At 68.5% G+C, this 21,214-nt stretch carries 22 protein-coding genes; 14 read left to right on the top strand and 8 right to left on the bottom strand.

Going from position 1 to position 21,214, the window contains the following annotated elements; translation table 11 throughout:
* The first annotated feature begins 76 nt into the window (after positions 1–76).
* The 3 genes from ABIC44_RS10290 to ABIC44_RS10280 all read left to right on the top strand — a co-directional run bounded on the left by ABIC44_RS10290 (position 77) and on the right by ABIC44_RS10280 (position 2,279).
* Entirely contained in the window at positions 77–1,291 is a 1,215-nt protein-coding gene (locus tag ABIC44_RS10290; RefSeq protein WP_354295254.1) for a UbiH/UbiF/VisC/COQ6 family ubiquinone biosynthesis hydroxylase, read from the top strand.
* An 18-nt stretch (positions 1,292–1,309) separates the two neighbouring features.
* Positions 1,310–1,723: a VOC family protein gene (locus tag ABIC44_RS10285; RefSeq protein ID WP_354295253.1), complete on the top strand. Its 414-nt coding sequence runs from the start codon at positions 1,310–1,312 to the stop codon at positions 1,721–1,723.
* A gap of 73 nt (positions 1,724–1,796) precedes the next feature.
* Entirely contained in the window at positions 1,797–2,279 is a 483-nt protein-coding gene (locus ABIC44_RS10280) for an MAPEG family protein (RefSeq protein ID WP_354295252.1), read from the top strand.
* Between the two features lie 121 nt (positions 2,280–2,400).
* Here the strand turns inward: ABIC44_RS10280 and ABIC44_RS10275 are convergent, their stop codons facing one another.
* The 4 genes from ABIC44_RS10275 to gltX all read right to left on the bottom strand — a co-directional run bounded on the left by ABIC44_RS10275 (position 2,401) and on the right by gltX (position 5,485).
* Positions 2,401–2,568, bottom strand: coding sequence for a Trm112 family protein (locus tag ABIC44_RS10275; protein ID WP_354295250.1), 168 nt, complete (start codon positions 2,566–2,568; stop codon positions 2,401–2,403).
* A complete protein-coding gene (locus ABIC44_RS10270; RefSeq protein WP_354295248.1) occupies positions 2,565–3,170 on the bottom strand; it encodes an LON peptidase substrate-binding domain-containing protein in 606 nt (201 codons plus the stop codon). Before ABIC44_RS10270 ends, ABIC44_RS10275 begins: the two co-directional genes overlap by 4 nt.
* 6 nt (positions 3,171–3,176) lie before the next feature.
* Entirely contained in the window at positions 3,177–4,073 is an 897-nt protein-coding gene (locus ABIC44_RS10265) for a tetratricopeptide repeat protein (RefSeq protein WP_307104684.1), read from the bottom strand.
* An 86-nt stretch (positions 4,074–4,159) separates the two neighbouring features.
* Entirely contained in the window at positions 4,160–5,485 is a 1,326-nt protein-coding gene (gltX, locus tag ABIC44_RS10260; RefSeq protein WP_354295247.1) for a glutamate--tRNA ligase, read from the bottom strand.
* 97 nt (positions 5,486–5,582) lie between these two features.
* Between gltX and ABIC44_RS10255 the strand changes: the two genes are divergently transcribed.
* Positions 5,583–6,518 carry a ribose-phosphate pyrophosphokinase gene (locus ABIC44_RS10255; protein ID WP_309691267.1) on the top strand — a complete coding sequence of 312 codons (936 nt, stop codon included), beginning with the start codon at positions 5,583–5,585 and terminating at the stop codon, positions 6,516–6,518.
* 193 nt (positions 6,519–6,711) lie between these two features.
* On the opposite strand, the gene ABIC44_RS10250 is transcribed toward ABIC44_RS10255, so the two are convergent.
* The gene (locus tag ABIC44_RS10250; RefSeq protein WP_309700079.1) at positions 6,712–7,044 is read right to left on the bottom strand and encodes a pilus assembly protein PilZ; all 333 of its coding nucleotides are present in this window, start codon (positions 7,042–7,044) and stop codon (positions 6,712–6,714) included.
* A gap of 26 nt (positions 7,045–7,070) precedes the next feature.
* Complete coding sequence (locus tag ABIC44_RS10245) at positions 7,071–7,604, bottom strand: sterol desaturase family protein (RefSeq protein WP_354295290.1); 534 nt, start codon at positions 7,602–7,604, stop codon at positions 7,071–7,073.
* A 195-nt stretch (positions 7,605–7,799) separates the two neighbouring features.
* Between ABIC44_RS10245 and sucC the strand changes: the two genes are divergently transcribed.
* The 5 genes from sucC to ABIC44_RS10220 all read left to right on the top strand — a co-directional run bounded on the left by sucC (position 7,800) and on the right by ABIC44_RS10220 (position 12,552).
* A complete protein-coding gene (sucC, locus tag ABIC44_RS10240; RefSeq protein WP_007405207.1) occupies positions 7,800–8,999 on the top strand; it encodes an ADP-forming succinate--CoA ligase subunit beta in 1,200 nt (399 codons plus the stop codon).
* Between the two features lie 153 nt (positions 9,000–9,152).
* Complete coding sequence (locus ABIC44_RS10235; protein ID WP_354295244.1) at positions 9,153–9,902, top strand: electron transfer flavoprotein subunit beta/FixA family protein; 750 nt, start codon at positions 9,153–9,155, stop codon at positions 9,900–9,902.
* Positions 9,899–10,828 (top strand): electron transfer flavoprotein subunit alpha/FixB family protein, encoded by a 930-nt coding sequence (locus tag ABIC44_RS10230; RefSeq protein WP_354295243.1) that lies wholly within the window; start codon positions 9,899–9,901, stop codon positions 10,826–10,828. Before ABIC44_RS10235 ends, ABIC44_RS10230 begins: the two co-directional genes overlap by 4 nt.
* A gap of 228 nt (positions 10,829–11,056) precedes the next feature.
* Positions 11,057–11,335, top strand: a complete 279-nt coding sequence (locus tag ABIC44_RS10225) for an acylphosphatase (RefSeq protein ID WP_354295241.1) — start codon at positions 11,057–11,059, stop codon at positions 11,333–11,335.
* Positions 11,329–12,552 (top strand): dipeptidase, encoded by a 1,224-nt coding sequence (locus ABIC44_RS10220; protein WP_354295240.1) that lies wholly within the window; start codon positions 11,329–11,331, stop codon positions 12,550–12,552. Before ABIC44_RS10225 ends, ABIC44_RS10220 begins: the two co-directional genes overlap by 7 nt.
* On the opposite strand, the gene ABIC44_RS10215 is transcribed toward ABIC44_RS10220, so the two are convergent.
* Entirely contained in the window at positions 12,506–13,711 is a 1,206-nt protein-coding gene (locus tag ABIC44_RS10215; protein ID WP_354295238.1) for an MFS transporter, read from the bottom strand. The two genes, ABIC44_RS10220 and ABIC44_RS10215, sit on opposite strands and share 47 nt — an antisense overlap.
* A gap of 198 nt (positions 13,712–13,909) precedes the next feature.
* On the opposite strand from ABIC44_RS10215, the gene ABIC44_RS10210 reads away from it, so the two are divergent.
* The 5 genes from ABIC44_RS10210 (at position 13,910) to ABIC44_RS10190 (ending at position 19,704) form a co-directional block, all read left to right on the top strand.
* Positions 13,910–15,286 (top strand): glycosyl transferase family protein, encoded by a 1,377-nt coding sequence (locus tag ABIC44_RS10210; RefSeq protein WP_354295236.1) that lies wholly within the window; start codon positions 13,910–13,912, stop codon positions 15,284–15,286.
* A 269-nt stretch (positions 15,287–15,555) separates the two neighbouring features.
* Entirely contained in the window at positions 15,556–16,263 is a 708-nt protein-coding gene (locus ABIC44_RS10205) for a hypothetical protein (protein ID WP_354295235.1), read from the top strand.
* Positions 16,264–16,308: 45 nt separating this feature from the next.
* Positions 16,309–17,223: a sulfite exporter TauE/SafE family protein gene (locus ABIC44_RS10200; protein WP_307101754.1), complete on the top strand. Its 915-nt coding sequence runs from the start codon at positions 16,309–16,311 to the stop codon at positions 17,221–17,223.
* Between the two features lie 38 nt (positions 17,224–17,261).
* Positions 17,262–17,981, top strand: coding sequence for a TIGR02186 family protein (locus ABIC44_RS10195; protein ID WP_502959839.1), 720 nt, complete (start codon positions 17,262–17,264; stop codon positions 17,979–17,981).
* An 82-nt stretch (positions 17,982–18,063) separates the two neighbouring features.
* Positions 18,064–19,704 carry an ATP-binding protein gene (locus tag ABIC44_RS10190; protein WP_354295232.1) on the top strand — a complete coding sequence of 547 codons (1,641 nt, stop codon included), beginning with the start codon at positions 18,064–18,066 and terminating at the stop codon, positions 19,702–19,704.
* Positions 19,705–19,708: 4 nt separating this feature from the next.
* Here the strand turns inward: ABIC44_RS10190 and ABIC44_RS10185 are convergent, their stop codons facing one another.
* On the bottom strand, positions 19,709–21,196 hold the full coding sequence (locus ABIC44_RS10185) for a M23 family metallopeptidase (RefSeq protein ID WP_354295230.1): 1,488 nt from the start codon (positions 21,194–21,196) through the stop codon (positions 19,709–19,711).
* Positions 21,197–21,214: the final 18 nt, after the last annotated feature.

Here is a 21,214-nt window from a genome sequence, read left to right as displayed (position 1 = left end):
CCTGACGGTTCCTACGTCAAGGCGCGGGACGGTCTGCACATTGTTTGCCGCCGCATGAAGGTCTAGGAGCATGCGCATGGATAGCGACGTCATCATCCTCGGCGGCGGCCTGGTCGGCGCGACTCTGGGTGTCGGTCTGGCCGCGCATGGCCTGTCTTCGATCATCGTCGATCCGGCCGATCCGGCGGTCGTGCTGGCCCCCGGTTTCGACGGGCGCGCCTCGGCGGTCGCCTCGGCCAGCTGGCGGATGCTCGATGCGATCGGGATCGGCGCGAAGCTGGCGGGCAAGGGTTGCGAGATCCGGCACATCCGGGTCAGCGACGGGCTGGAGCCGGGCGCGCTCGACTTCATTCCCGACGCCGATGACGGCGCGCTGGGCACGATGTTCGAGAACAAGCTGCTCCGCCGCGCGATCCACGAGGCCGCGAACGAAGCCGAACGGGTCGACCTGCGGATGCAGACCCGCGCGGTGTCGGTCGAGCGTGGCCCGGCGGGCGTCACCGCGATTCTCAGCGACGGCACCACCGTCCGCGCGCCGCTGCTGGTCGCCGCCGAGGGTCGCCAGTCGCCGACGCGCGAGGCGGCGGGGATCAAGGTCGCGCGCTGGTCCTATGACCATAAGGCGATCATCAGCGCCTTCCACCACGAGGTGGCGCACGAGAATATCGCGTTCGAGATCTTCTATCCCAGCGGCCCGTTCGCGCTGCTGCCCCTGCCCGATGACGAGATCGGGCATCGCTCGGCGATCGTCTGGTCGGTGCCGGGGCGCGACGGCGACGCGATGCTGAAACTGTCCGACCGCGCCTTCCTGGCCGAGGCGGAGAAGAGCATGGGCGGATTCCTCGGCAAGCTCAGCCATGCGTCCCCGCGTTCGGCCTATCCGCTGGGCTTCCACCGCGCCGCGACGATGACCGGCGAGCGGCTGGTGCTGGTCGGCGACTCGGCGCATGGCATCCACCCGATCGCGGGCCAAGGCGTGAATCTGGGCTATCGCGACGTCGCCGCGCTGGTCGAGGTGCTGGTCGAGGGCAAGCGGACCGGCATGGACCTGGGCGATGCCGCGCTGCTTCAGCGTTATCAGCAGTGGCGCGGGCTCGACACGCTGATGGTCTCGGTGGCGACCGACAGCTTCAACCGAATATTCAGCGTGCCCGGCAAGACCGCCAGCGCGGTCCGGCGGCTGGGCATCACCGCGATCAACCATATCCCGCCGCTCAAGAACCGCTTCATGGCCGAGGCGCGTGGCGAGACCGGGCAGCTTCCCCGATTGCTGCAAGGCGTGATGGTGTAACCGATCGGGAGCGATTCGATGCGGCACGAGATCATTCCCTGCCTCCGGTACGAGGATGCCCCGCGCGCCATCGAATTTCTCTGCACCGCCTTCGGCTTCGTGCGGCAGGCGGTCTTTGCCGATCCCGACGATCCGACCATTATCCATCATGCCCAACTGGTGTGGCAGGACCGCATGGTGATGGTGGCGAGCGCGCTGTTCACGCCTCATGCCGTCGTGGCGGGATCGAAGACGCCGACCCAGGCGGGCGGGGTGACGATGGACCTGTATCTGGTCGTCGCCGATGTCGACACCCATGCCGAGCGGGCACGCGCCGCCGGTGCGACGATCATCGCCGAACCCGAGGACAAGCCCTATGGCGGGCGCGGCTATGTCGTGCGGGACCCGGAAGGCCATGTCTGGAGTTTCGGCAGTTATGATCCCTGGGCCTGATTATCCTGGTCGCCCCACCCGCCCCGTTCGGGCTCCGATTCACGACCGCCGCCAATCCGGCGTGGCGCGCGGCATGGGGGCGGCCCTGGCCGTCGTGGTCCTGACACTGGCGATTGGCTGGAGTATCGCACCCGTCCTGTCGCCCGCGGACCGGGTGCTCCGCGCGGTAGCGGCGGCCACGGTGGCGGCGCTCTGGCTGGCGGCGGCGATCGGACATGTCGCGGCGCTCCGCTTCGAATCGCCCGCCGACATCGATGCGGCAGCCAGCGGGAGCGGGGATTCGCCGCGAGTCGCGATCGCCAATGCCGTGCTGCGCAACACCCTCGAACAGGTGATGCTGGCGATCCCGGCCTATTTAGCGCTCGCCTGGGTGGTCGAGGGGTCGGGCGCGATGGTGCCGATGCTGGCGGCGCTGTTTTCGGTGGGGCGGACGCTGTTCTGGGCGAGTTACGCGCGCGGTGCGGCGGCGCGGGCGTTCGGGTTCGCGCTCACTTTCTATTCGAGCGTGGCGGCGCTGGTTATCGTGCTGGTGGCGTTGGTGGGCAGGCTGATCTGACCACCCCCACCCTCCGTTCAGCCTGAGCGAAGTCGAAGGCTAAGGGAAACCTTCGCAATGAGCGCGGAACGTGCACTTCGACTTCGCTCAGTGCGAACGGAGGTGCGGTGCAGATTGGGGATCAGATTTCCCGCGCTTCCTCGACCAGCATCACCGGCACGCCGTCGCGGATCGGATAGGCCAGCCCCGCCGCCTCCGACACCAGTTCGCGCGCGGCTTCGTCATAGCGCAGCGGCGTCCGCGTCACCGGGCAGACCAGCCGTTCGAGCAGCCAGGGGTCCAGGCTCATTGCAGCGTCACCCGATCCTCGCCGTCATGGCGACCGAAAAATTGCATCAACTGGATGATCAGCTCGGCGCGCTGCTCCAGGTCGGGCGCCTCGAGCAGTGCCTGCTTGGCGGCGATGTCGAAGGGCGCGATCTGCGCGATGCCGTTGACCAGGCTTTCGTCATCCAGCCGCCCGACCGCGTCCCAGTCGACCGCATAGCCCTGAAGCTCGGCAAAGCGGCGCGATTCCTGCTCCAGCGAGGCGCGGCGGCCCAGCGACAACAAATCCTCGTCCAACACCGGCAGCAACTCCGCCTCGACCTGGCGGAAGGGCGTCGTCACCGTCAGCTCGCGGACGATGCGGAACAGCGACACCCCCTCCAGCACGAGGTTGTAGCGGCCATCCTCCATCGCCTCGACCTCGGCGATGCGGCCGACACAGCCCATCTGGTAGAGGCTGGGCGTGTCGCCGTCGCCCGAGGGCTGGACCATGCCGATCCGCCGGTCGCGCGCCATCGCGTCGGAGACGAGCGCCCGGTAGCGCGGCTCGAAGATGTGCAGCGGCAGCGGCATCCCCGGAAAGAGGATCGCACCCGCCAGCGGAAAGATCGAGAGCCGCGCCATGGGGCGTTATCCGAACAGGATGGCGGACAGCCGCCGCCGCTGCTGTGACACCCAGGGGTCGGTCATGCCGACCACCTCGAACAGCTTGAGCAGCTGCTGGCGCGCGGCATCCTCGTTCCAGCTGCGGTCGGCGGCGACGATGTGGAGCAGATTGTCCGCCGCGCCGTCACGGTCGCCCGCCGCCATCTGCGCGTTCGCCAGCGCGAACCGCTTCTCGTGATCGTCGGGATCAGCGGCGACCTCGGCCGCCAGACCGGCATAGTCCGCCGCCGGCGGGGCCGAACGCGCCAGCGCGACGGCGGCCATCGCGCGGTGGATGGCGGGGTCTTTGGCGAGTTCCTGCGGCAGCGCCTCGGTCGCGGCCTCGGCCTCCTCGACCCGGCCCGCGCCGAGCAGCGCGCGGATATGCCCCGACAGCACGGCGGGATGGTCGGGCGCCATGTCGAGCAGCTGCTGGAAGATCGACACCGCGCGCTCGGCGTCACCGGCCTCCAGCACTTCCTCGCCCATCGCGATCAGCGGTTCCAGTTCGGCCGCCGCGTCCGCCGCCTCCGACTGGATCGGCAACTGCTTGAGCAGCTGGTCCAGCGTCGCGCGCAACGCGCTTTCGGTGCGCGCGCTGGTCAGGTCGGCGACCAGCTGGCCCTGGAACATCGCATAGACGGTGGGGATCGATCGGATCTGGAATTGGTTGGCGATGAACTGGTTCTTGTCGGTGTCGATCTTGGCCAGCACCACGCCCTTGTCTGCATAGTCGGCGGCGACCTTTTCCAACGTCGGGCCCAGCGCCTTGCACGGCCCGCACCATTCGGCCCAGAAATCGAGGATGACCAGCTTGGTCATCGACGGCTCTACGACATCGCGGCGGAAGGCGGTGACGGCCTCCTTCTCGGCAGGCGACATTCCCAACGTGGCCAAAAGACGCTCCTTTACGTGTTGCCCGCCCTATGTGGGCGAGGGCGGTCGGTAATGAAAGGCCGAAGCCGCAATCAGCCGTTCAGCCGTGCGATCGTCCGGTCGCGCCCGATCAGCGGCAGGAGCGCGGCCATGTCCGGCCCCTGCGCGCGGCCGGTCAGCGCGAGGCGCAGCGGCAGGAACAGCGTCTTGCCCTTGCGCCCCGTGGCGTCCTTCAGCGCGGCGGTCAGCGCGTGCCAGGGGTCGTTCGCCCAGTCGATCCGTGCGGCGACCTCCGCCGCCTGCGCCAGATAGGCGCGGTCGTCCCCGGCGGGCTCCGGCGCATCGACCGGCCCCTCGATCACCTGCCACCAGTCCGCCGCCTCGGCGACGGTGGCGAGGTTCGGGCGCACAGCCTCCCATTCCGCCTCGCCCATGCCGGTAGGCAGCCGCTCGGCGACCCCTTCGTAAGGCGTCTGGTGCAGGATACGCGCATTCAGCTGCGCCAGTTCACCCTCGTCGAACCGCGCGGGCGCCCGGCCGAAGCGCGTGAAATCGAACCCGGCGATCAGCGGCGCCATGTCGGCGACCGGCTCGACCGGATCGCTGGTCCCGATCCGTGCGAGGAGCGCGCGCACCGCCTGCGGCTCGATGCCGATCTCCCGGAAATGATCGACGCCCAGCGAGCCGAGTCGCTTGGACAGCTTGCCCTCGTTGCCGGTCAGCAGCGCGGCATGGGCGAAGCGCGGCAATTCCGCCCCCAGCGCCTGGAACATCTGGATCTGGAGCGCGGTGTTGGAGACGTGATCCTCGCCGCGCACCACCTGGGTCACGCCCATGTCGATATCGTCGATGACCGAGGGGAGCATGTAGAGCCAGCTGCCGTCGGCGCGGCGGATCACCGGATCGCTCATCGTCGCGGGGTCGAAACGCTGGGCCCCGCGCACCGCATCGTCCCATTCGATCGCCGCGCCGTGATCGAGCTTGAACCGCCAGTGCGGGCGAACGCCCTCGCCTTCCAGCTTCGCCCGATCCTCGTCGGTCAGGGCCAGCGCGGCGCGGTCGTACACCGGGGGCAGGCCGCGCCCGAGCTGAATCTTGCGCTTCAGGTCGAGTTCCTGCGCGCTTTCATAGGCGGGGTACACATGGCCGCTCGCGACCAGCTCGGCGAAGCGCGCCTCGTACAGCGCGAAACGTTGCGACTGGCGGACCTCCGCATCGGGGTTCAGCCCCAGCCACTGCAAATCCGCCCGGATCGCATCGACATAGCGTTCCTCGCTCCGCTCGGCATCGGTGTCGTCGATGCGCAGCAGGAAACGCCCGCCGGCCTTTCGCGCATATATCCAGTTGTGCAGCGCGGTGCGGATATTGCCGACATGCAGCCGCCCGGTGGGCGAGGGAGCGAAACGGGTCACGGTCATGCCTCGCGCCATAATCCGGGAATCGCCTTTGCGCTATTGTGACAGCGCGATTAAAGGGGCCGCGAGTAACGGGCTGTCTGCGGGGACGGGTGACACCATGAAATTGATGACCGGCAATTCGAACCTGCCGCTGGCGAAGGCGATCTCCTCCTATCTGGAGGTGCCGCTGACCGAGGCGCTGGTGCGCCGCTTCGCCGATGAGGAGATCTTCGTCGAGATCCAGGAGAATGTGCGCGGCGAGGACGTGTTCGTGATCCAGTCGACCGGCTATCCGGTCAACGACAACCTCATGGAACTCCTTATCATGATCGACGCGCTGAAGCGCGCGTCGGCCAGCCGCATCACGGCGGTGATCCCCTATTTCGGCTATGCCCGCCAGGACCGGAAGCCTGGGCCCCGCACGCCGATCTCGGCCAAGCTGGTGGCGAACCTCATCACCGTAGCGGGCGCCGACCGCGTCCTGTCGGTCGACCTGCACGCCGGTCAGATCCAGGGATTCTTCGATATCCCGACCGACAATCTCTATGCTGCACCGGTCATGTCGGCGGACATCCTGGCGCGGTTCAAGAACGACAACCTCATGGTCGTGTCGCCCGACGTCGGCGGCGTGGTCCGCGCGCGCCAGCTCGCCAAGCGCCTCAACAACGCCCCCCTCGCCATCGTCGACAAGCGTCGCGAGCGCGCGGGCGAGTCGGAGGTGATGAACATCATCGGCGACGTCGAAGGGCGCTTCTGCATCCTGATCGACGATATCGTCGACTCGGCGGGCACGCTGTGCAACGCGGCGGCCGCTTTGCGCCAGGCGGGGGCGCAGGACGTCGTCGCCTATGTCACCCACGGCGTGCTGTCGGGCGGCGCGGTGGCGCGGGTCGATGGTTCGGAACTACGCGAGCTGGTCATCACCGACTCGATCGGCAACCACGACTCGATCGGCACCACCGCCAAGATCCGGCACCTGCCCATCGCCCCGCTGCTGGGCGAGGCGATCAAGCGCATCGCGGACGAGACGAGCGTGTCGAGCCTGTTCGATTGAGTCTTTGACGGGCGCAAGTCGCATGCGTTTGGTGCGCGGCTGGCCCCCACCCCAAACCCCTCCCCCCTACCGGGAGGAGGGGCTTAGAATACGCGCAAGCCGGTCGAACCAGGCACGCCCCTCCCGCAGGCGGGAGGGGATGGGGGAGGGTCGGGTCTAGGCGAGACGATCACGGCGCTCGCTCTAGAAAAAGTCAGCGATTGCCCAGCGCGACGATATGATCGAACACCGCCGGGTGGAGCGGCTTGGAAAAGGCGCAGCCATAGTTGAACCGGTCGCGCCAGGCGATCACCGCCTCCAGCGGGGCGAGCCCGGGCAGGGTCAGCCAGACGATCGTGCCCGGCCACAGGGTGAAGCTGGTCTCGGCTCGGAAACCCTCTTGCGACAGGTCGACCACGTCGATCTCGAACCGGGTCTGCCCCTTGTCGCGCAGATGGGCCCGCATCCGCACCGCCTGCCGAAGCGAGCGGCGAAGTTCCTGGCCTTGGACGGGCTCGAAGGGCGGTGTGAAGACCGGTTTTTCCATGACGCTCCCGCTATGGCCAAACAAGGTTACTTTTCCGTCAACGCGGCATCCCGGGCGTCCGCCGCGCCGGCCGGTCGCCGCACCCCGGCATGCGCCCGGCGCTTCAACTCCGCCTTCAACGCTTCGGGGCGCGGCGCGACCAAGAAACCGAAACTGACCGTGCCCTGCTTGGTTTCCACGACATGGTGCAGCCGGTGCGCCTGGATGATCCGCTTCATGTAATCGGACTTGGGCAGATAGCGGGTGGGCAGCCGCTTGTGCACGATCACGTCGTGAAACCCGAAATAGATCGCACCATAGGCCGCGATCCCCGCCCCGATCCAGGTGAAACCGCTCCACCAGCCCAGCTGCGCGCCGCCCAGGATCATCACGAAGGACGGCACCGCGAAGATCGCCGCGTACAGGTCGTTCAGCTCCCAATTGCCGGTGCGCGGGCGATGATGGCTCTCGTGCAGGAACCAGCCCGGCCCATGCATGATCCAGCGATGCGCCGCATAGGCGAATCCCTCCATGAAGATCACGGTGCCGAGGAACAGGAGAATGCCGAGAGCCCAGTGCATTGGACCGATATAGAACAGCCGCACGGAATTTGCTCGTATTTCCATACATCGCACGGATCGAACGGCATGACGCACCGCATTTCGCACTTGCGATGCAATTGCAATAGAACGCTTTCGGGGTGGATTTGTGGCCCGGCCTGTGCTTTAGCGCGAAGCAATTTCCCTAGAACCACCCGAGAGGCGGAAGGCTAGCGCATGAACATCCACGAATATCAGGCCAAGGAATTGCTCGCCAAGTTCGGCGTGCCCGTCCCCGCCGGCTTCGCCGCGATGACCGTCGAGGAGGCCGTCGAGGCGTCGTCCAAGCTCCCCGGACCGCTCTACGTCGTCAAGGCGCAGATCCATGCGGGCGGCCGCGGCAAGGGCAAGTTCAAGGAACTCGGCCCCGACGCCAAGGGCGGTGTCCGCCTGGCCAAGACCGCCGAGGAAGTCCGTGCGCACGCCACCGACATGCTGGGCAACACGCTGGTCACCATCCAGACCGGCGAAGCGGGCAAGCAGGTCAACCGCCTGTACGTGACCGACGGCGTCGACATCGCCAAGGAATTCTACCTCGCGCTGCTCGTCAATCGCGCGACCGGCCGCGTCTCGATGGTCGCCTCGACCGAGGGCGGCATGGACATCGAGACCGTGGCGCATGACACGCCCGAGAAGATCCACTCGATCGACATCGACACCGCGACCGGCTTCATGCCGCATCACGGCCGCGCCGTCGCCGCCGCGCTGGAGCTGACCGGCGACCTCGCCAAGCAGGCCGCCAATGTCGCGTCGAAGCTGTACGCCGCGTTCCTGGGCACCGATGCCGAGCAGATCGAGATCAACCCGCTCGCCGTCACCGAGGACGGCAAGCTGATGGTGCTCGACGCCAAGGTCGGCTTCGACGGCAACGCCATGTTCCGTCACAAGGACCTGATGGAACTGCGCGACACCACCGAGGAAGACGCGATGGAGCTGGAGGCGTCGAAGTACGACCTGGCCTACATCAAGCTCGACGGTGACATTGGCTGCATGGTCAACGGCGCCGGCCTCGCCATGGCGACGATGGACATCATCAAGCTGAACGGCATGTTCCCGGCCAACTTCCTCGACGTCGGCGGCGGCGCGAACAAGGAGAAGGTCACCGCGGCGTTCAAGATCATCCTGAGCGATCCCGCCGTGAAGGGCATCCTGGTCAACATCTTCGGCGGCATCATGCGCTGCGACATCATCGCCGACGGCATCGTCGCGGCGGCGAAGGAAGTGAACCTGCAGGTCCCGCTGGTCGTCCGCCTCGAGGGTACGAATGTCGAGAAGGGCAAGGAAATCCTCGCCAATTCGGGTCTCGCCATCGTCCCCGCCAACGATCTGGGCGACGCCGCCAAGAAGATCGTCGCCGAGGTTCAGAAGGTCGCCTAAACCGCACCTTCGGCCCTGACGGACCGATAAAGGGGGGCTCGGGCGGAAACGTCCGGGCCCCTTTCTCGTTGGTCGGGCTGAACTCTTGCGATGCGGTCGCAAGCCCGCCAAAGACGGCGGCATGATGGGCTATCCAGCCGGGAAGGAATCGCGATGAAGATCGTCGTGCCCGTGAAGCGGGTGTTGGACTATAACGTGAAGCCGCGTGTGAAGGCGGACGGGACGGGCGTCGATCTGGCGAACGTGAAGATGAGCATGAACCCGTTCGACGAGATCGCGGTGGAAGAGGCGATCCGGCTGAAGGAGAAGGGGGCGGCCACGGAAGTGGTCGTCGTCTCGATCGGCGAACCCAAGGCGGCGGACACGCTCCGCACCGCGCTCGCCATGGGCGCGGACCGGGCGATCCTGATCACCGCCGACCAGGCGCCTGAGCCGCTGGGCGTCGCCAAGCTGCTCGCCAAGGTGGTCGAGGAGGAACAGCCCGGCCTCGTGATCCTGGGCAAGCAGGCCATCGACGGCGACAACAACCAGACCGGGCAGATGCTGGCCGGGTTGCTCGGCTGGGCGCAAGGGACCTTCGCGTCCAAGGTCGAGATCGACGGTGACACCGCCAACGTCACCCGCGAGGTCGATGGTGGTCTCGAGACGGTGGCGCTGACGCTGCCCGCGATCGTGACGACTGACCTGCGCCTCAACGAGCCGCGCTATGCCTCGCTGCCCAACATCATGAAGGCCAAGTCCAAGCCGATGGCGACCAAGACGGCGGCCGATTACGGCGTCGACATCGCGCCCCGGCTGACGATCACCCATGTCGCCGAACCCGGCAAGCGCCAGGCGGGCGTCAAGGTCGGCTCGGTCGACGAACTGGTCGAGAAACTCAAAGCACTGGGAGTGGCCAAGTGAAGACGCTGGTTTGGGTCGAGCATGACGGCGGGACCGTCAAGGATGCCACGCTGGCGACCGTCACGGCGGCCGCCAAGCTGGGCGAGGTGCATCTGATCGTCGCCGGGCAGGGCGTGGACGGCGTGGCGCAGGCGGCAGCGAAGATCGCAGGCGTCGGCAAGGTCCATGTCGCCGACGATGCGGCCTATGCGAACGCGCTCGCCGAGAATGTCGCGCCGCTGATCGCAGAGCTGATGGGCCATCACGACGCCTTCCTCGCCCCTTCGACCACGACGGGCAAGAATATCGCGCCCCGCGTCGCCGCCCTCATCGACGTGATGCAGATTTCGGACATCCTGTCGGTCGAGGGTCCGGACAGCTTCACCCGGCCGATCTACGCGGGCAACGCGATCGCGACCGTCAAGACCAGCGACGCCAAGCTGGTCCTGACCGTCCGCACCACCGCCTTTGAAAAGGCGGCGGCCGAGGGCGGCTCGGGCATCATCGAGGCGGTCGGCTCGACCGGCGATGCGGCCAAGTCCCGCTTCGTGAGCGCGGAGAAGGCCGAGAATGCCCGGCCGGAACTCACCAGCGCCAAGGTCATCGTCTCGGGCGGCCGCGCGCTGGGCTCGGAGGAGCAATTCCACGCGCTGATCGATCCGCTCGCCGACAAGCTGGGCGCGGCCGTCGGGGCGAGCCGCGCGGCGGTCGATGCGGGCTATGCCCCCAATGACTATCAGGTCGGCCAGACCGGCAAGATCGTGGCACCGGAAGTCTATGTCGCGGTTGGCATCTCGGGTGCGATCCAGCATCTGGCGGGGATGAAGGACTCCAAGGTCATCGTCGCGATCAACAAGGACGAGGATGCGCCGATCTTCCAGGTCGCCGATATCGGCCTGGTCGGCGATCTGTTCACCATCGTGCCGGAGCTGACCGACAAGGTCTGAAAACAGTTCGCGCGGAGGACGCGGAGAGGGAAACGTCTTCCCCCCGCTCTCTGCGCCAACCATCATTCCTCCCCTGTAAGGGGAGGGGGACCATGCGTAGCATGGTGGAGGGGTGTCCCGCTCTCGAGAGGGTGACACCCCTCCGTCAGGCCTGACGGCCTGCCACCTCCCCTTGCAGGGGAGGAATTACGGTTCCCTTTCACCGTCTTCCGCGCGACACTCGCCGCCATGATCGGCCGTCATCTTCGCATCACCGGACGCGTGCAGGGCGTCGGATATCGTTACTGGTTCCTCGGTCGTGCCGAAGCGCTGGGGCTGACCGGCTGGGTCCGCAACCGGGGCGACGGCTCGGTCGAAGCGGTGGTGCAAGGGCCCGAGGACAAGGTCGCGGCAATCGTCGCCGAGGCCCGGTCGGGACCGCCCGCCGCGCAGGTCGATCAGATCGACACCGCCGAGCAGCCGGTCGATGCCATGCTCACCCGTTTCGAGCAGCGGCCGACATGCTGATCGCGCTCTTCCTCGCCCAGGCCGCCGATCCCGCCGTCACGCGGCGCGTCGACTCGGTCCTCGCCCGCGCGCCGATCGTCGACGGGCATAACGACCTGCCCTGGGAGTTGCGCGACACGGGCGTCACCCCCGAGTCGCCCTCGCTCGCGACCGACACCGCCGCGCTGCCCCATCCGCTCCAGACCGACCTGCCCCGGCTGAAGCGGGGCGGGGTCGGTGGGCAATTCTGGTCGGTCTGGATTCCCGCCGACGTCACCGGCCCGCGCGCGGTCGAGATGACGCTGGAACAGATCGACCGCGTCCACCGCCTCGTCGCCGCGCATCCCGACCGGATGGCGATGGCGCGCACCGCCGGGGACGTCCGCCGGATCGCGCAGACGGGCCGCATCGCCTCGCTGATCGGGGTCGAGGGCGGGCATCAGATCGACGGGCGGCTGTCGGTGCTGCGCCAGTATAAGGCGCTCGGCGTCGCCTATCTGACGCTGACCCATGGCCGCAGCCTGGCCTGGGCCGATTCGTCGACCGATGCCCCACATGCGAACGGGCTCAGCGCCTTTGGCCGCGCGGTCGTGGCGGAGATGAACCGGATCGGCATGATCGTCGATGTCGCGCATGTCTCGGACGCGACGATGGCGGCGGTGCTGGACATCAGCAAGGCGCCGGTCATCGCCTCGCACTCCGACGCGCGCGCGTTGGCGGATGCGCCGCGCAACATCCCCGACGCGCTGCTCCGCCGGATCGGCGCGGGCGGCGGGGTGGTGATGGTGAATTGCTATCCCGCCTTTCTATCCAGCGCTTGGCGAGCCTGGGATGCGGCGCGCACCGCCTATGCCCGGTCGGTCGGCGTGCCCGCCAATGTCTATGGCGCGCGCAGTCCCGCGCCGCTGGTCGCCTGGGACGCCGCGAACCCCGCCCCGCGCGTGACCGCAGCGATGGTCGCCGATCATATCGAGCATATCGCCCGGATCGCAGGGCGCGGCGCGGTGGGCTTTGGCGGCGATTATGACGGGATCAACGGCACCGGCCCGGAGGGGATGACCGGCGTCGACGGCTATCCGCTGGTGCTGGCCGAGCTGGTCCGGCGCGGCTGGAGCGATGCCGATCTCGCGGGGCTGACCAGCGGCAATATCCTGCGCGTGATGGAACAGGTCGAGGCGGTGGCGAAAGACCTCAGTGCGACAGCACCGGACGATTCGATCGATCCGCTGGCCCGTTGAGCGTGTCTCCGGCGAATCGCATCGCGACCAGCCAGATCGCAAAGCCGCCCAGCGCCAGCCCGCAGCCGACATAGCCGGTCGAGGTCCAGCCCAGCCCGTGCGCGATCGCCAGGCCGCCTGCCCAAGGGCCGATGGCATTGGCGGTGTTGAACGCCGAATGGTTGAGCGCGGCGGCCAGCCCCTGCCCCTCGCCCGCCACGTCCATCAGCCGCGTCTGGAGCACCGTGCCCAGCGCGCCGCCCAGCCCGATGGCAAAGACATTGGGCAGGATCGTCCACAGGCTTCCCGCCGCCAGCGGATAGAGCGCCAGCATCGCCGCCGACCAGAGCAGCAGCCCCCCGGCCGTCGGCATCAAGGCGCGGTCGGCGAAGCGCGGCACGACGATATTGCCGATCGTCATCCCCAGCCCGAAGACCGCCAGCACCAGCGGGATGGTCGCGGTGGACGCGCCTGTCACCTCGGTCAACGTCGCGGCCAGATAGGTATAGACCGCGAACATCCCGCCAAAGCCGATCGCCCCGATCGCCAGCGTCAACCAGACCTGCCCGCGCCCCAGCGCCGCCAGCTCCCGCCGGATGGTCGCGCCCTCATCCGGCCGGTCATGCGGCGCGGCAATCCAGACCAGGGTCGCGGTCAGCAGCGCAAGCCCCGCGACCACCCCGAACACCCAGCGCCAGTTAAGCCACTGCCCCAGCATCTGCGCCAGCGGGACGCCGATGACCGTCGCCACCGTCAGCCCCAGCATGATCCGCCCGACCGCGACCGTCCGCCGATCCTCGGGCACCAGCGAGGCGGCGACCAGCGCCGCGATCCCGAAATAGGCGCCGTGCGGCAGGCCGCTGAGGAAGCGGAAGAACAGCATCCAGTGATAATCGGGCGCCAGCGCGGACAGGCCGTTGCCGACCGCGAACATCAGCATCAGCGCGATCAGCAGCGTGCGCCGCGCCAGCCGGGCCGACAGCACCGCCAGCATCGGCGCGCCCACCACCACGCCCAGCGCATAGGCGCTGATGACATGGCCCGCGGTCGGCGCATCGATGCCCAGCCCGCGCGCCAGATCGGGCTCCAGGCTCATCGCGGCGAATTCGGTGGTGCCGATCGCAAAGCCGCCCACCGCCAGCGCGGTATGGACGATGCCGGGGGGAAATGTCCGCGCCATCATGCAGTCCTTTCGCGAACCCATATGTTGCACCGCAGCACAGGGTGCAACCGGGGAGAATCTTCTTTCTGATTTTGAAGGGGATTTTTCGGTCCCCAAGGTTGCGATACCGGTTCGCCCGGTACGGCCGCGATTTTGACGTTGAACCGGCCAAATCGGACAGGCAGTCTTCCGGTCGGCAAGGGGAGATTGCCGGGGGTGGACGGAATCATCGCGGGGATCGATGTCGTCACGCGTGAGCTGTTGCTCTTCGCGGGCGCGGGGCTGTTGATCGGGGGATTGGACGATCTGCTGGTCGACCTGCTGTATCTGGTGCGGCGGATCGGGTTTCGGGACGCGGCCCCGCTTTGCTGCGACAATCTGCCGCCACCGACCGTGTCGGGGCGGATGATCGTCTTCATTCCCGCCTGGGACGAGGCCGAGGTGATCGGTGCGATGCTGACGACCGCACTCGCGCGGTTCGACCATGCCGATTACCGGCTTTATGTCGGGCTCTATCCCAACGACCCCGCCACGATCGGCGCGGCGGCGGATGTGGCGGAGCGGGATGCGCGCGTCCGGCTGGTCATCGGTGGTCGCAACGGACCGACGACGAAGGCGGATTGCCTCAATAGCCTGTGGCACGCACTCGAACGCGACCGCAACGTCGAAGCCTTTGCGGTCAAGGCGATCGTCCTGCACGACGCCGAGGATGTCGTGCATCCGGCCGAGCTGTCGGTGTTCGACTCGCTGATCGAGGGCCGCGCGGTGGTGCAGTTGCCCGTGCTGCCGCTGGTGGTGCCCGGATCGCGGCTGGTGTCCGGCCACTATGCCGACGAGTTTTCGGAGAGCCATCGGAAACAGCTGGTCGTCCGGACCTGGATCGGGGCGGGGATGCCGCTGGCGGGAACCGGGTGCGCGATCGCGCCCGCGATGCTGGCGGAGATCGCCGCGCGGCGCGGCGGCGATCCGTTCGATTCGACCAGCCTGACCGAGGATTATGAACTGGGGCTGCGGATCGCCGAGCTGGGCGGCGAGGGATTGTTTGCGCGGGTGACGGACACAGATGGCGAGATCGTCGCCGTCCGGGCCTTCTTTCCCGCCGACCTGGTCGCCTCGGTCCGGCAAAAGGCGCGGTGGATGACCGGCATCGCGCTGGTCGGTTGGGACAGGACCGGCTGGGGTCGGCCGATGGCATTGGGCGATCACTGGTGGCGGCTGCGCGACCGGCGCGGACCGCTGGCCATGCTGGTGCTGGCGGCGGCCTATCTGGGGTTGTTCGCCGACGCGCTGGCGATCGTCCTGCACGCGGTCGAGAATGTCGCCCGGCCGCCGATCGATGCCGGACTGCGCTGGCTGTTCCTGGCCAACGGGCTGCTGCTCTGGTGGCGGCTGGCGGTGCGGATGCGCTTTACCGGGCGGACGTACGGGGTCCGTGAGGCGTTCTGGTCGCTGCCGCGGTTCATCGTCGGAAACTTCGTGGCGCTCGCCGCCGCGCCGCGGGCGATGATCCGCTATCTGCTGATCCTGCGCGGGCAGCCGGTGATGTGGGACAAGACCCGGCATGTCTTTCCGGACATGGCGCCCCCGCCATGAGTGGGCGGCCGCTGCGCTTTCTGGGCGGTACGCTGGCGCTATGGACGCTGGGGCGGGTCGCCTTCCTGCTGCCGTCCGAGCAGGATCTGGTCTTGGCCACCCCCATCCCTCCTGCGAAAGCGACATCGCCGGGACAAAGGGCAAAGCCGGTTCGGCAGCCGGTCATCATGGCAGATCGAGAAGCGATCCCGAGGGCGCGGCCCCCTAGCCCTGCGTTCGCAGAGCCGTCCGCATCATCGACGGCAGCCCCGCATGCTTCGGAGCCGGAAATGACTCCGGAAGGCGAACTTCACGCCTCGCCCTCCTCTCCTATCCCGCCCTCTTCTGTCCTGCCGTCATGGCCCGCCCAACCCGCGCCGCCGGACCGATGGAGCGCCAGCCTGTGGGCGGTCGCGCGTCCGGGCAATGGTGCGCCCTTGCCCGGCGGTCAGCTGGGCGGATCGCAGGCGGGACTGCGGCTGCTACGACGCCTGGACCACGAGGGACACCTCGCGGCGAGCCTTCGGGTTTCCGCACCGCTGGACGGGATCGGGTCGGAGATGGCGCTGGGGTTTGACTGGCGGCCAGCGCGCGCACTTCCGCTCCGCATCATCGTCGAACAGCGGCTGGCTCTCGATTCAGGGAAGAACGGCACCGCGATGCTCGCCGTGACCGGCTTCGGCCCGCGTCCGGTGGCGCCGGGGATGATCGTTACCGCCTATGCGCAAGGCGGCGCGGTCGCACGGGGAACGGTCGAGCCCTTTGCCGACGGCGCGGCCCGGGTGACGACGCCGCTGGCGGCCGGCATCGACCTCGGGCTGGGTCTGTGGGGCGGGGCGCAGCGCGAGGTGCGGCGGCTGGATATCGGTCCCACGCTGGGGGTGGGCGTGCCGCTCGCCGGGCGGTGGGTGCGCCTGTCGCTCGACTGGCGACAGAGGATCGCGGGGCGCGCCGCGCCGAACTCGGGTCCGGCCCTGTCGCTGGCGGGCGATTTCTGATCCGCCGATACTGTTCGGCAAGGCCTATCGGGCTATAACGCCGCCGTGGACCTGTATCTTCCGATCGCCAACCTGTCGGTCAACGCGCTCGTCATCGTCGCGCTGGGCGCGGGCGTGGGCCTGTTGTCGGGCATGCTGGGGGTCGGCGGCGGGTTCCTGACCACGCCGTTGCTGATCGTCTATGGCATTCCCCCCACCGTCGCCGCCGCCTCCGCCGCCAGCCAGGTGACGGGGGCCAGCGTCTCGGGCGTGTTCGCGCATTTCCGGCGCGGCGGGGTCGATGTGAAGATGGGCGGGGTGCTGGTCGCGGGCGGCATCGTCGGGTCGTTCGCGGGGGCCTGGATCTTCCGCCTGCTCCAGGCGAGCGGACAGATCGATACGGTCATCGCCATCGTCTATGTCCTGATGCTCGGCTGGATCGGATCGGTCATGGCGCGCGAGGCGACGAACGCGATCATCGCGCAGCGCCGGGGCGTCGCCCAGCGCGCGGCGCGGCGACGGCATCACCCGATGGTCGCCGCCCTGCCCTTTCGTACGCGATTCTACGCCTCGGGGCTCTATATCTCGCCGCTGGCGCCGCTGCTGCTGGGCTTCTTCATCGGCATCCTGACCATATTGCTGGGCGTGGGCGGCGGATTCATCCTTGTCCCCGCGATGATCTATATCCTGGGCATGGCGACCAATGTCGTGCTGGGCACCTCGCTGTTCCAGACGCTGTTCGTCACCGCCGCCGCGACCATGGTTCATGCGACCACGACCAAGGCGGTCGACATCGTGCTGGCCGCGCTGCTCCTGATCGGTTCGGTGACGGGCGCGCAGGTCGGGGCGAAGCTGGCGACCAACGTCAAACCCGAATATCTCCGCCTGGCGCTGGCGGTCATCGTCCTGCTCGTCGGGTTGCGCATCCTGCTGGGGCTGGTCTGGCGGCCCGAGGAGATTTTCACGGTCCAGCTGCTGTGAGGAAGGCCGCGCTCCTGACGCTGCTCGCGCCGCTGCTGATGGGACAGGCCAAGCCGGTGCTGGTCCCCGACGTGTCGCAGCGCGATATCGAGATCGTGTATAGCTTCACCGGCGCCGAGCTGCTGCTGTTCGGCGCGATCCTCTATCCCGGCGGTCGCCCGCCCAGCGACGACCGGCCGACCGACATCGTCGTGGTGGTGAAGGGCCCGACCCAGTCGATCCTGATCCGCGAGAAGGAGAAGATCGCCGGGCTGTGGGTCAATGCCGGGCGGCTGCGCTATCAGTCGGCGCCGTCCTTCTACGCCATCGCCTCGTCCCGCCCGATTGCGCGGATCGTCGACGACCGGACGCGCGCCATCTACGAACTGGGGCTGGACAGCCTGCAGCTTTCCCCCGCCTCCAACGCGCCCGCCAATGTGCAGGCGCGGTTCCAGGCCGGGCTGGTCGACCAGCGCCGCCGCGCGGGGCTATATGTCGAGGCGCCGCGCGCGGTCGAGATCACCGACAATGTCCTCTACCGCGCACGCGTGACCATCCCCGCGCGCGTGCCGGTGGGACGCTTCACCGCGGAGACGTTCCTGATCCGCGACGGCCGCGTGCTGGCCGCCGCGGTGCGCGATATCGACATCCGCAAATCGGGGTTCGAGCGGTTCGTCGCGCGCGCCGCCGACCGCGCCGCCATTCCCTATGGCCTGACCGTGGTCGCGCTCTCGGTCCTGCTGGGCTGGACCGCCGGATGGATCGCGCGGCGGGTCTGAGGCGGGATCGATACGGCTTCTTAAGTCTTTGATCCCTAACGGTCGGGGCTGATTCCTCCCCTGACCGGATATGTGCTGGCCGATGCACGCCCCCCTGCCCCGACCGTCCGATACGCTTTCCCATGACACGCCCGCGATCGGCTGGCTGCTCGGCATCGCGGGGGCGGGCGGGCGCGTCCTGCTCGACCGCGAGGCACTCGCCCTGCTGTCCGGCGATGCCGATCCCGTGCTGGCGCAGGCCGGACAGGTCGCGACCCCGGTCAAGCTGCGCCATGGCGAGCGCTGGATCGTGGGCAGCATCCGCTCGCTGACGCTCAACCCGGCACAGGACGCCGCCGCCATCGCCGCCGAGATCGAGCTGATGGGCGAGGCGATGCGCAACCCCGAGACGGGCGAGCTGTACGGCTTTCGACGCGGCGTCACCGCCTATCCGATGCCGGGCAGCACCGTCCATGCGGTCTCGGTGACCGAGCTGGCGGCGATCCATGGCCAGCGCCATGCCACCACCATCCGGATCGGCACCGTCCATCCGGGGCGCAGCGTGCCCGCGATGCTGGCGGTGGACGCGCTGCTGGGCCGCCATTTCGCGATGCTGGGATCGACCGGCACCGGCAAGTCGACCGCCACCGCGCTGATCCTGCACCGAATCTGCGCGCTCGCGCCGCTGGGCCATGTCGTGATGATCGATCCGCACGGCGAATATGCCCGCGCCTTTTCCGACCGGGGCGAGATCCACGATGTCGGCAATCTGCGCATGCCCTATTGGCTGATGACCTTCGAGGAACATGCCGAGATGCTGCTCTCCGCCAGTCCGGCCGAACGCCAGGCGGAGGTCGACATCCTGGCCCGCTGCCTGCTCGCCGCGCGGATGCGCAACCGGGCGGCGGCCGAGCTGCCCCGCGTCACGATCGACACCCCCATCCCCTATCTGCTGTCCGACCTGACCGCCGCGATCGCGCAGGAGATGGGCAAGCTCGACCGCGCGGGCGACACCGCGCCCTATCAGCGGCTGAAGGCACGGATCGAGGAGGTGAAGGGTGATTCCCGCTATGCCTTCATGTTCTCCGGCATGCTGGTCGCCGACACCATGGCGGCGTTTCTGGGGCGCATCCTGCGCATGCCGGGCGGATCGCGGCCGATCTCGATCATCGACCTGTCGGGCGTCCCCTCCGAGGTGACGAGCGTGGTCGTCGCGATGCTGGCGCGGATGATCTTCGACCATGCGATCTGGTCGCGGCCCGAGGATCGCCGCCCCGTGCTGATGGTCTGCGAGGAGGCGCATCGCTACATCCCCGCGCATGCCGAACGCAATTCGGCGGCGGGGCGCATCCTGTCGCGCATCGCCAAGGAGGGGCGCAAATATGGCGTCTCGCTGGGGCTGGTGACCCAGCGTCCGTCCGATCTGGCCGAGGGCGTGCTGTCGCAATGCGGCACGATCATCGCGATGCGGCTGAACAACGAACGCGATCAGGCGGTGGTCCGCGCGGCGATGCCCGAGGGTGGGCGCGGCCTGCTCGACACCATCTCGGCGCTGCGCAACCGCGAGGCGATCCTGTGCGGCGAGGGCGTCGCCCTGCCGATGCGCGCGAGCCTGGACACGCTGGACGAGGAGCTCTGCCCCGCCTCCGGCGACATGACGATCACCGAGCTATGGGCGCGTCCGGCCCGCGGGGATGCGATGCTGGCCGACACCGTCGCCCGCTGGCGCGGGGCAGGAAAATAACGGCTCAGCGACCCGGCTGAACCGCCAGCAGCGCGCGAACCTCCTGGCGGAAGGCGCGCAGCCTGGCGCCCGACAGCGCGGCCATGCTCGTCAGCTTCAGGCTGTAGGGATTGACGGTCACGCCGTTCTTCCACACCTCCCAATGCAGATGCGGCCCGGTCGACATGCCGGTCGAGCCGACATAGCCGATCACCTGCCCCTGGCGGACGCGCGCGCCCGAGCGGACCGTGAAACGGCTCATATGGCCATAGCCGCTGGCGATCCCGCCCGCATGGGTCAGCTTCACGAAATTGCCATAGCCGCCCGATCGCCCGGCGAACTGGACGATGCCGTCCATGATCGCATGGATCGGCGCGCCGTAAGGGGCGCCGATATCGGTTCCCTTGTGCATCCGCATGAAGCCCAGGATCGGGTGCATCCGCTTGCCGAAGGACGAGGTGATACGCCCCGCGACCGGCACCGCCATCGCGCCGCGCCGTTCGCCCTGGCCGTTGACGTCATACCAAGGGCTGTCCTCGTCCCCCGCCAGCCGCGCGAGCTGCATCTGGCGACCGCCATGGTTCAGCCCGACGAACAGCAGCTTGCCCAGCCGAGTCTCGCCGGTGGCGGCGCGTTCGCGTTCGATGATCAGGTCGAAACTGTCCGAGCGCCGGACGTCGCGCCCGACCGACAGCCGCGCCGACAGCGCCTTGATATAGGCCTCGACCGCCTTGGCGGGGGCGCCCGCCGCGCGGACCGAACGGTACAGGCTGGATCCCACCAGCCCCTGGAGGCGTAGCGGGGTGTGATCGATCGCGATCGGCTGCTGCGTCATCGCCAGGCCTTGCGCGGTGCGGGTCAGCGTCACCGCCAGGTCGAAGCGCGCGCGCAGCGTCATCGATTCCAGCGGCCGCGCGACCGTCCGGCTGGGCCGCCTTCCCAGCGTCAGCATGACGCGGGTGCCCGAGGCGATGTCCGCGCCGTCCGTCGCCTGCGCGACCAGATCGGCCGCCGCCTGCGCCTGGTCGCGCGCCACCCCGGCGCGTTGCAGCACGCGCGCCAGCCGGTCGCCCGACCCGACGGTGGCGGACAGCTCGACCACCGGCCGCTCGGGCGCCTCGGCCAGATTGGCCACCAGTTCGTTCGCGGCCATGTGCCGACCGCTATCGGCCCCCAGCGCCAGCGGCGCGATCGCCTGGGCCCGGGCGTTGCTCCGCGCCTCTCCGGTCCATGCGGCGGGCGAGGGGGACAGGATCGGGCGGTGAAAGCCCGGCGTCATCGCGATCGTCGCGGCGCACAGCCCGGTGCACGTCGCCAGTCCGCGCCACCAGGCACGGCTGCCGATCTGCGCGCCCAGATCGGGCACCCAGTCGATGCCGCGCAATTCCGCGCGCCAGCGTGCCAGCCGTCCGCCGGCAATCGGCGCCAGCGCGCTGCCCGGCAGCCGGACGGCCGTACCGCCCGAGCCGAAGCCGCCCGAGGCCATCAATGTATCGTCGGTGGTCAGGAACATGGGTGGATGATGCGTCCG

It is taken from the genome of Sphingomonas sp. 1185 (genome assembly GCF_040544655.1).
Lineage (GTDB): Bacteria > Pseudomonadota > Alphaproteobacteria > Sphingomonadales > Sphingomonadaceae > Sphingomonas.
The sequence above is the reverse complement of the archived record's forward strand: the minus strand, read 5'-3'. Positions and strand labels throughout refer to the sequence as shown.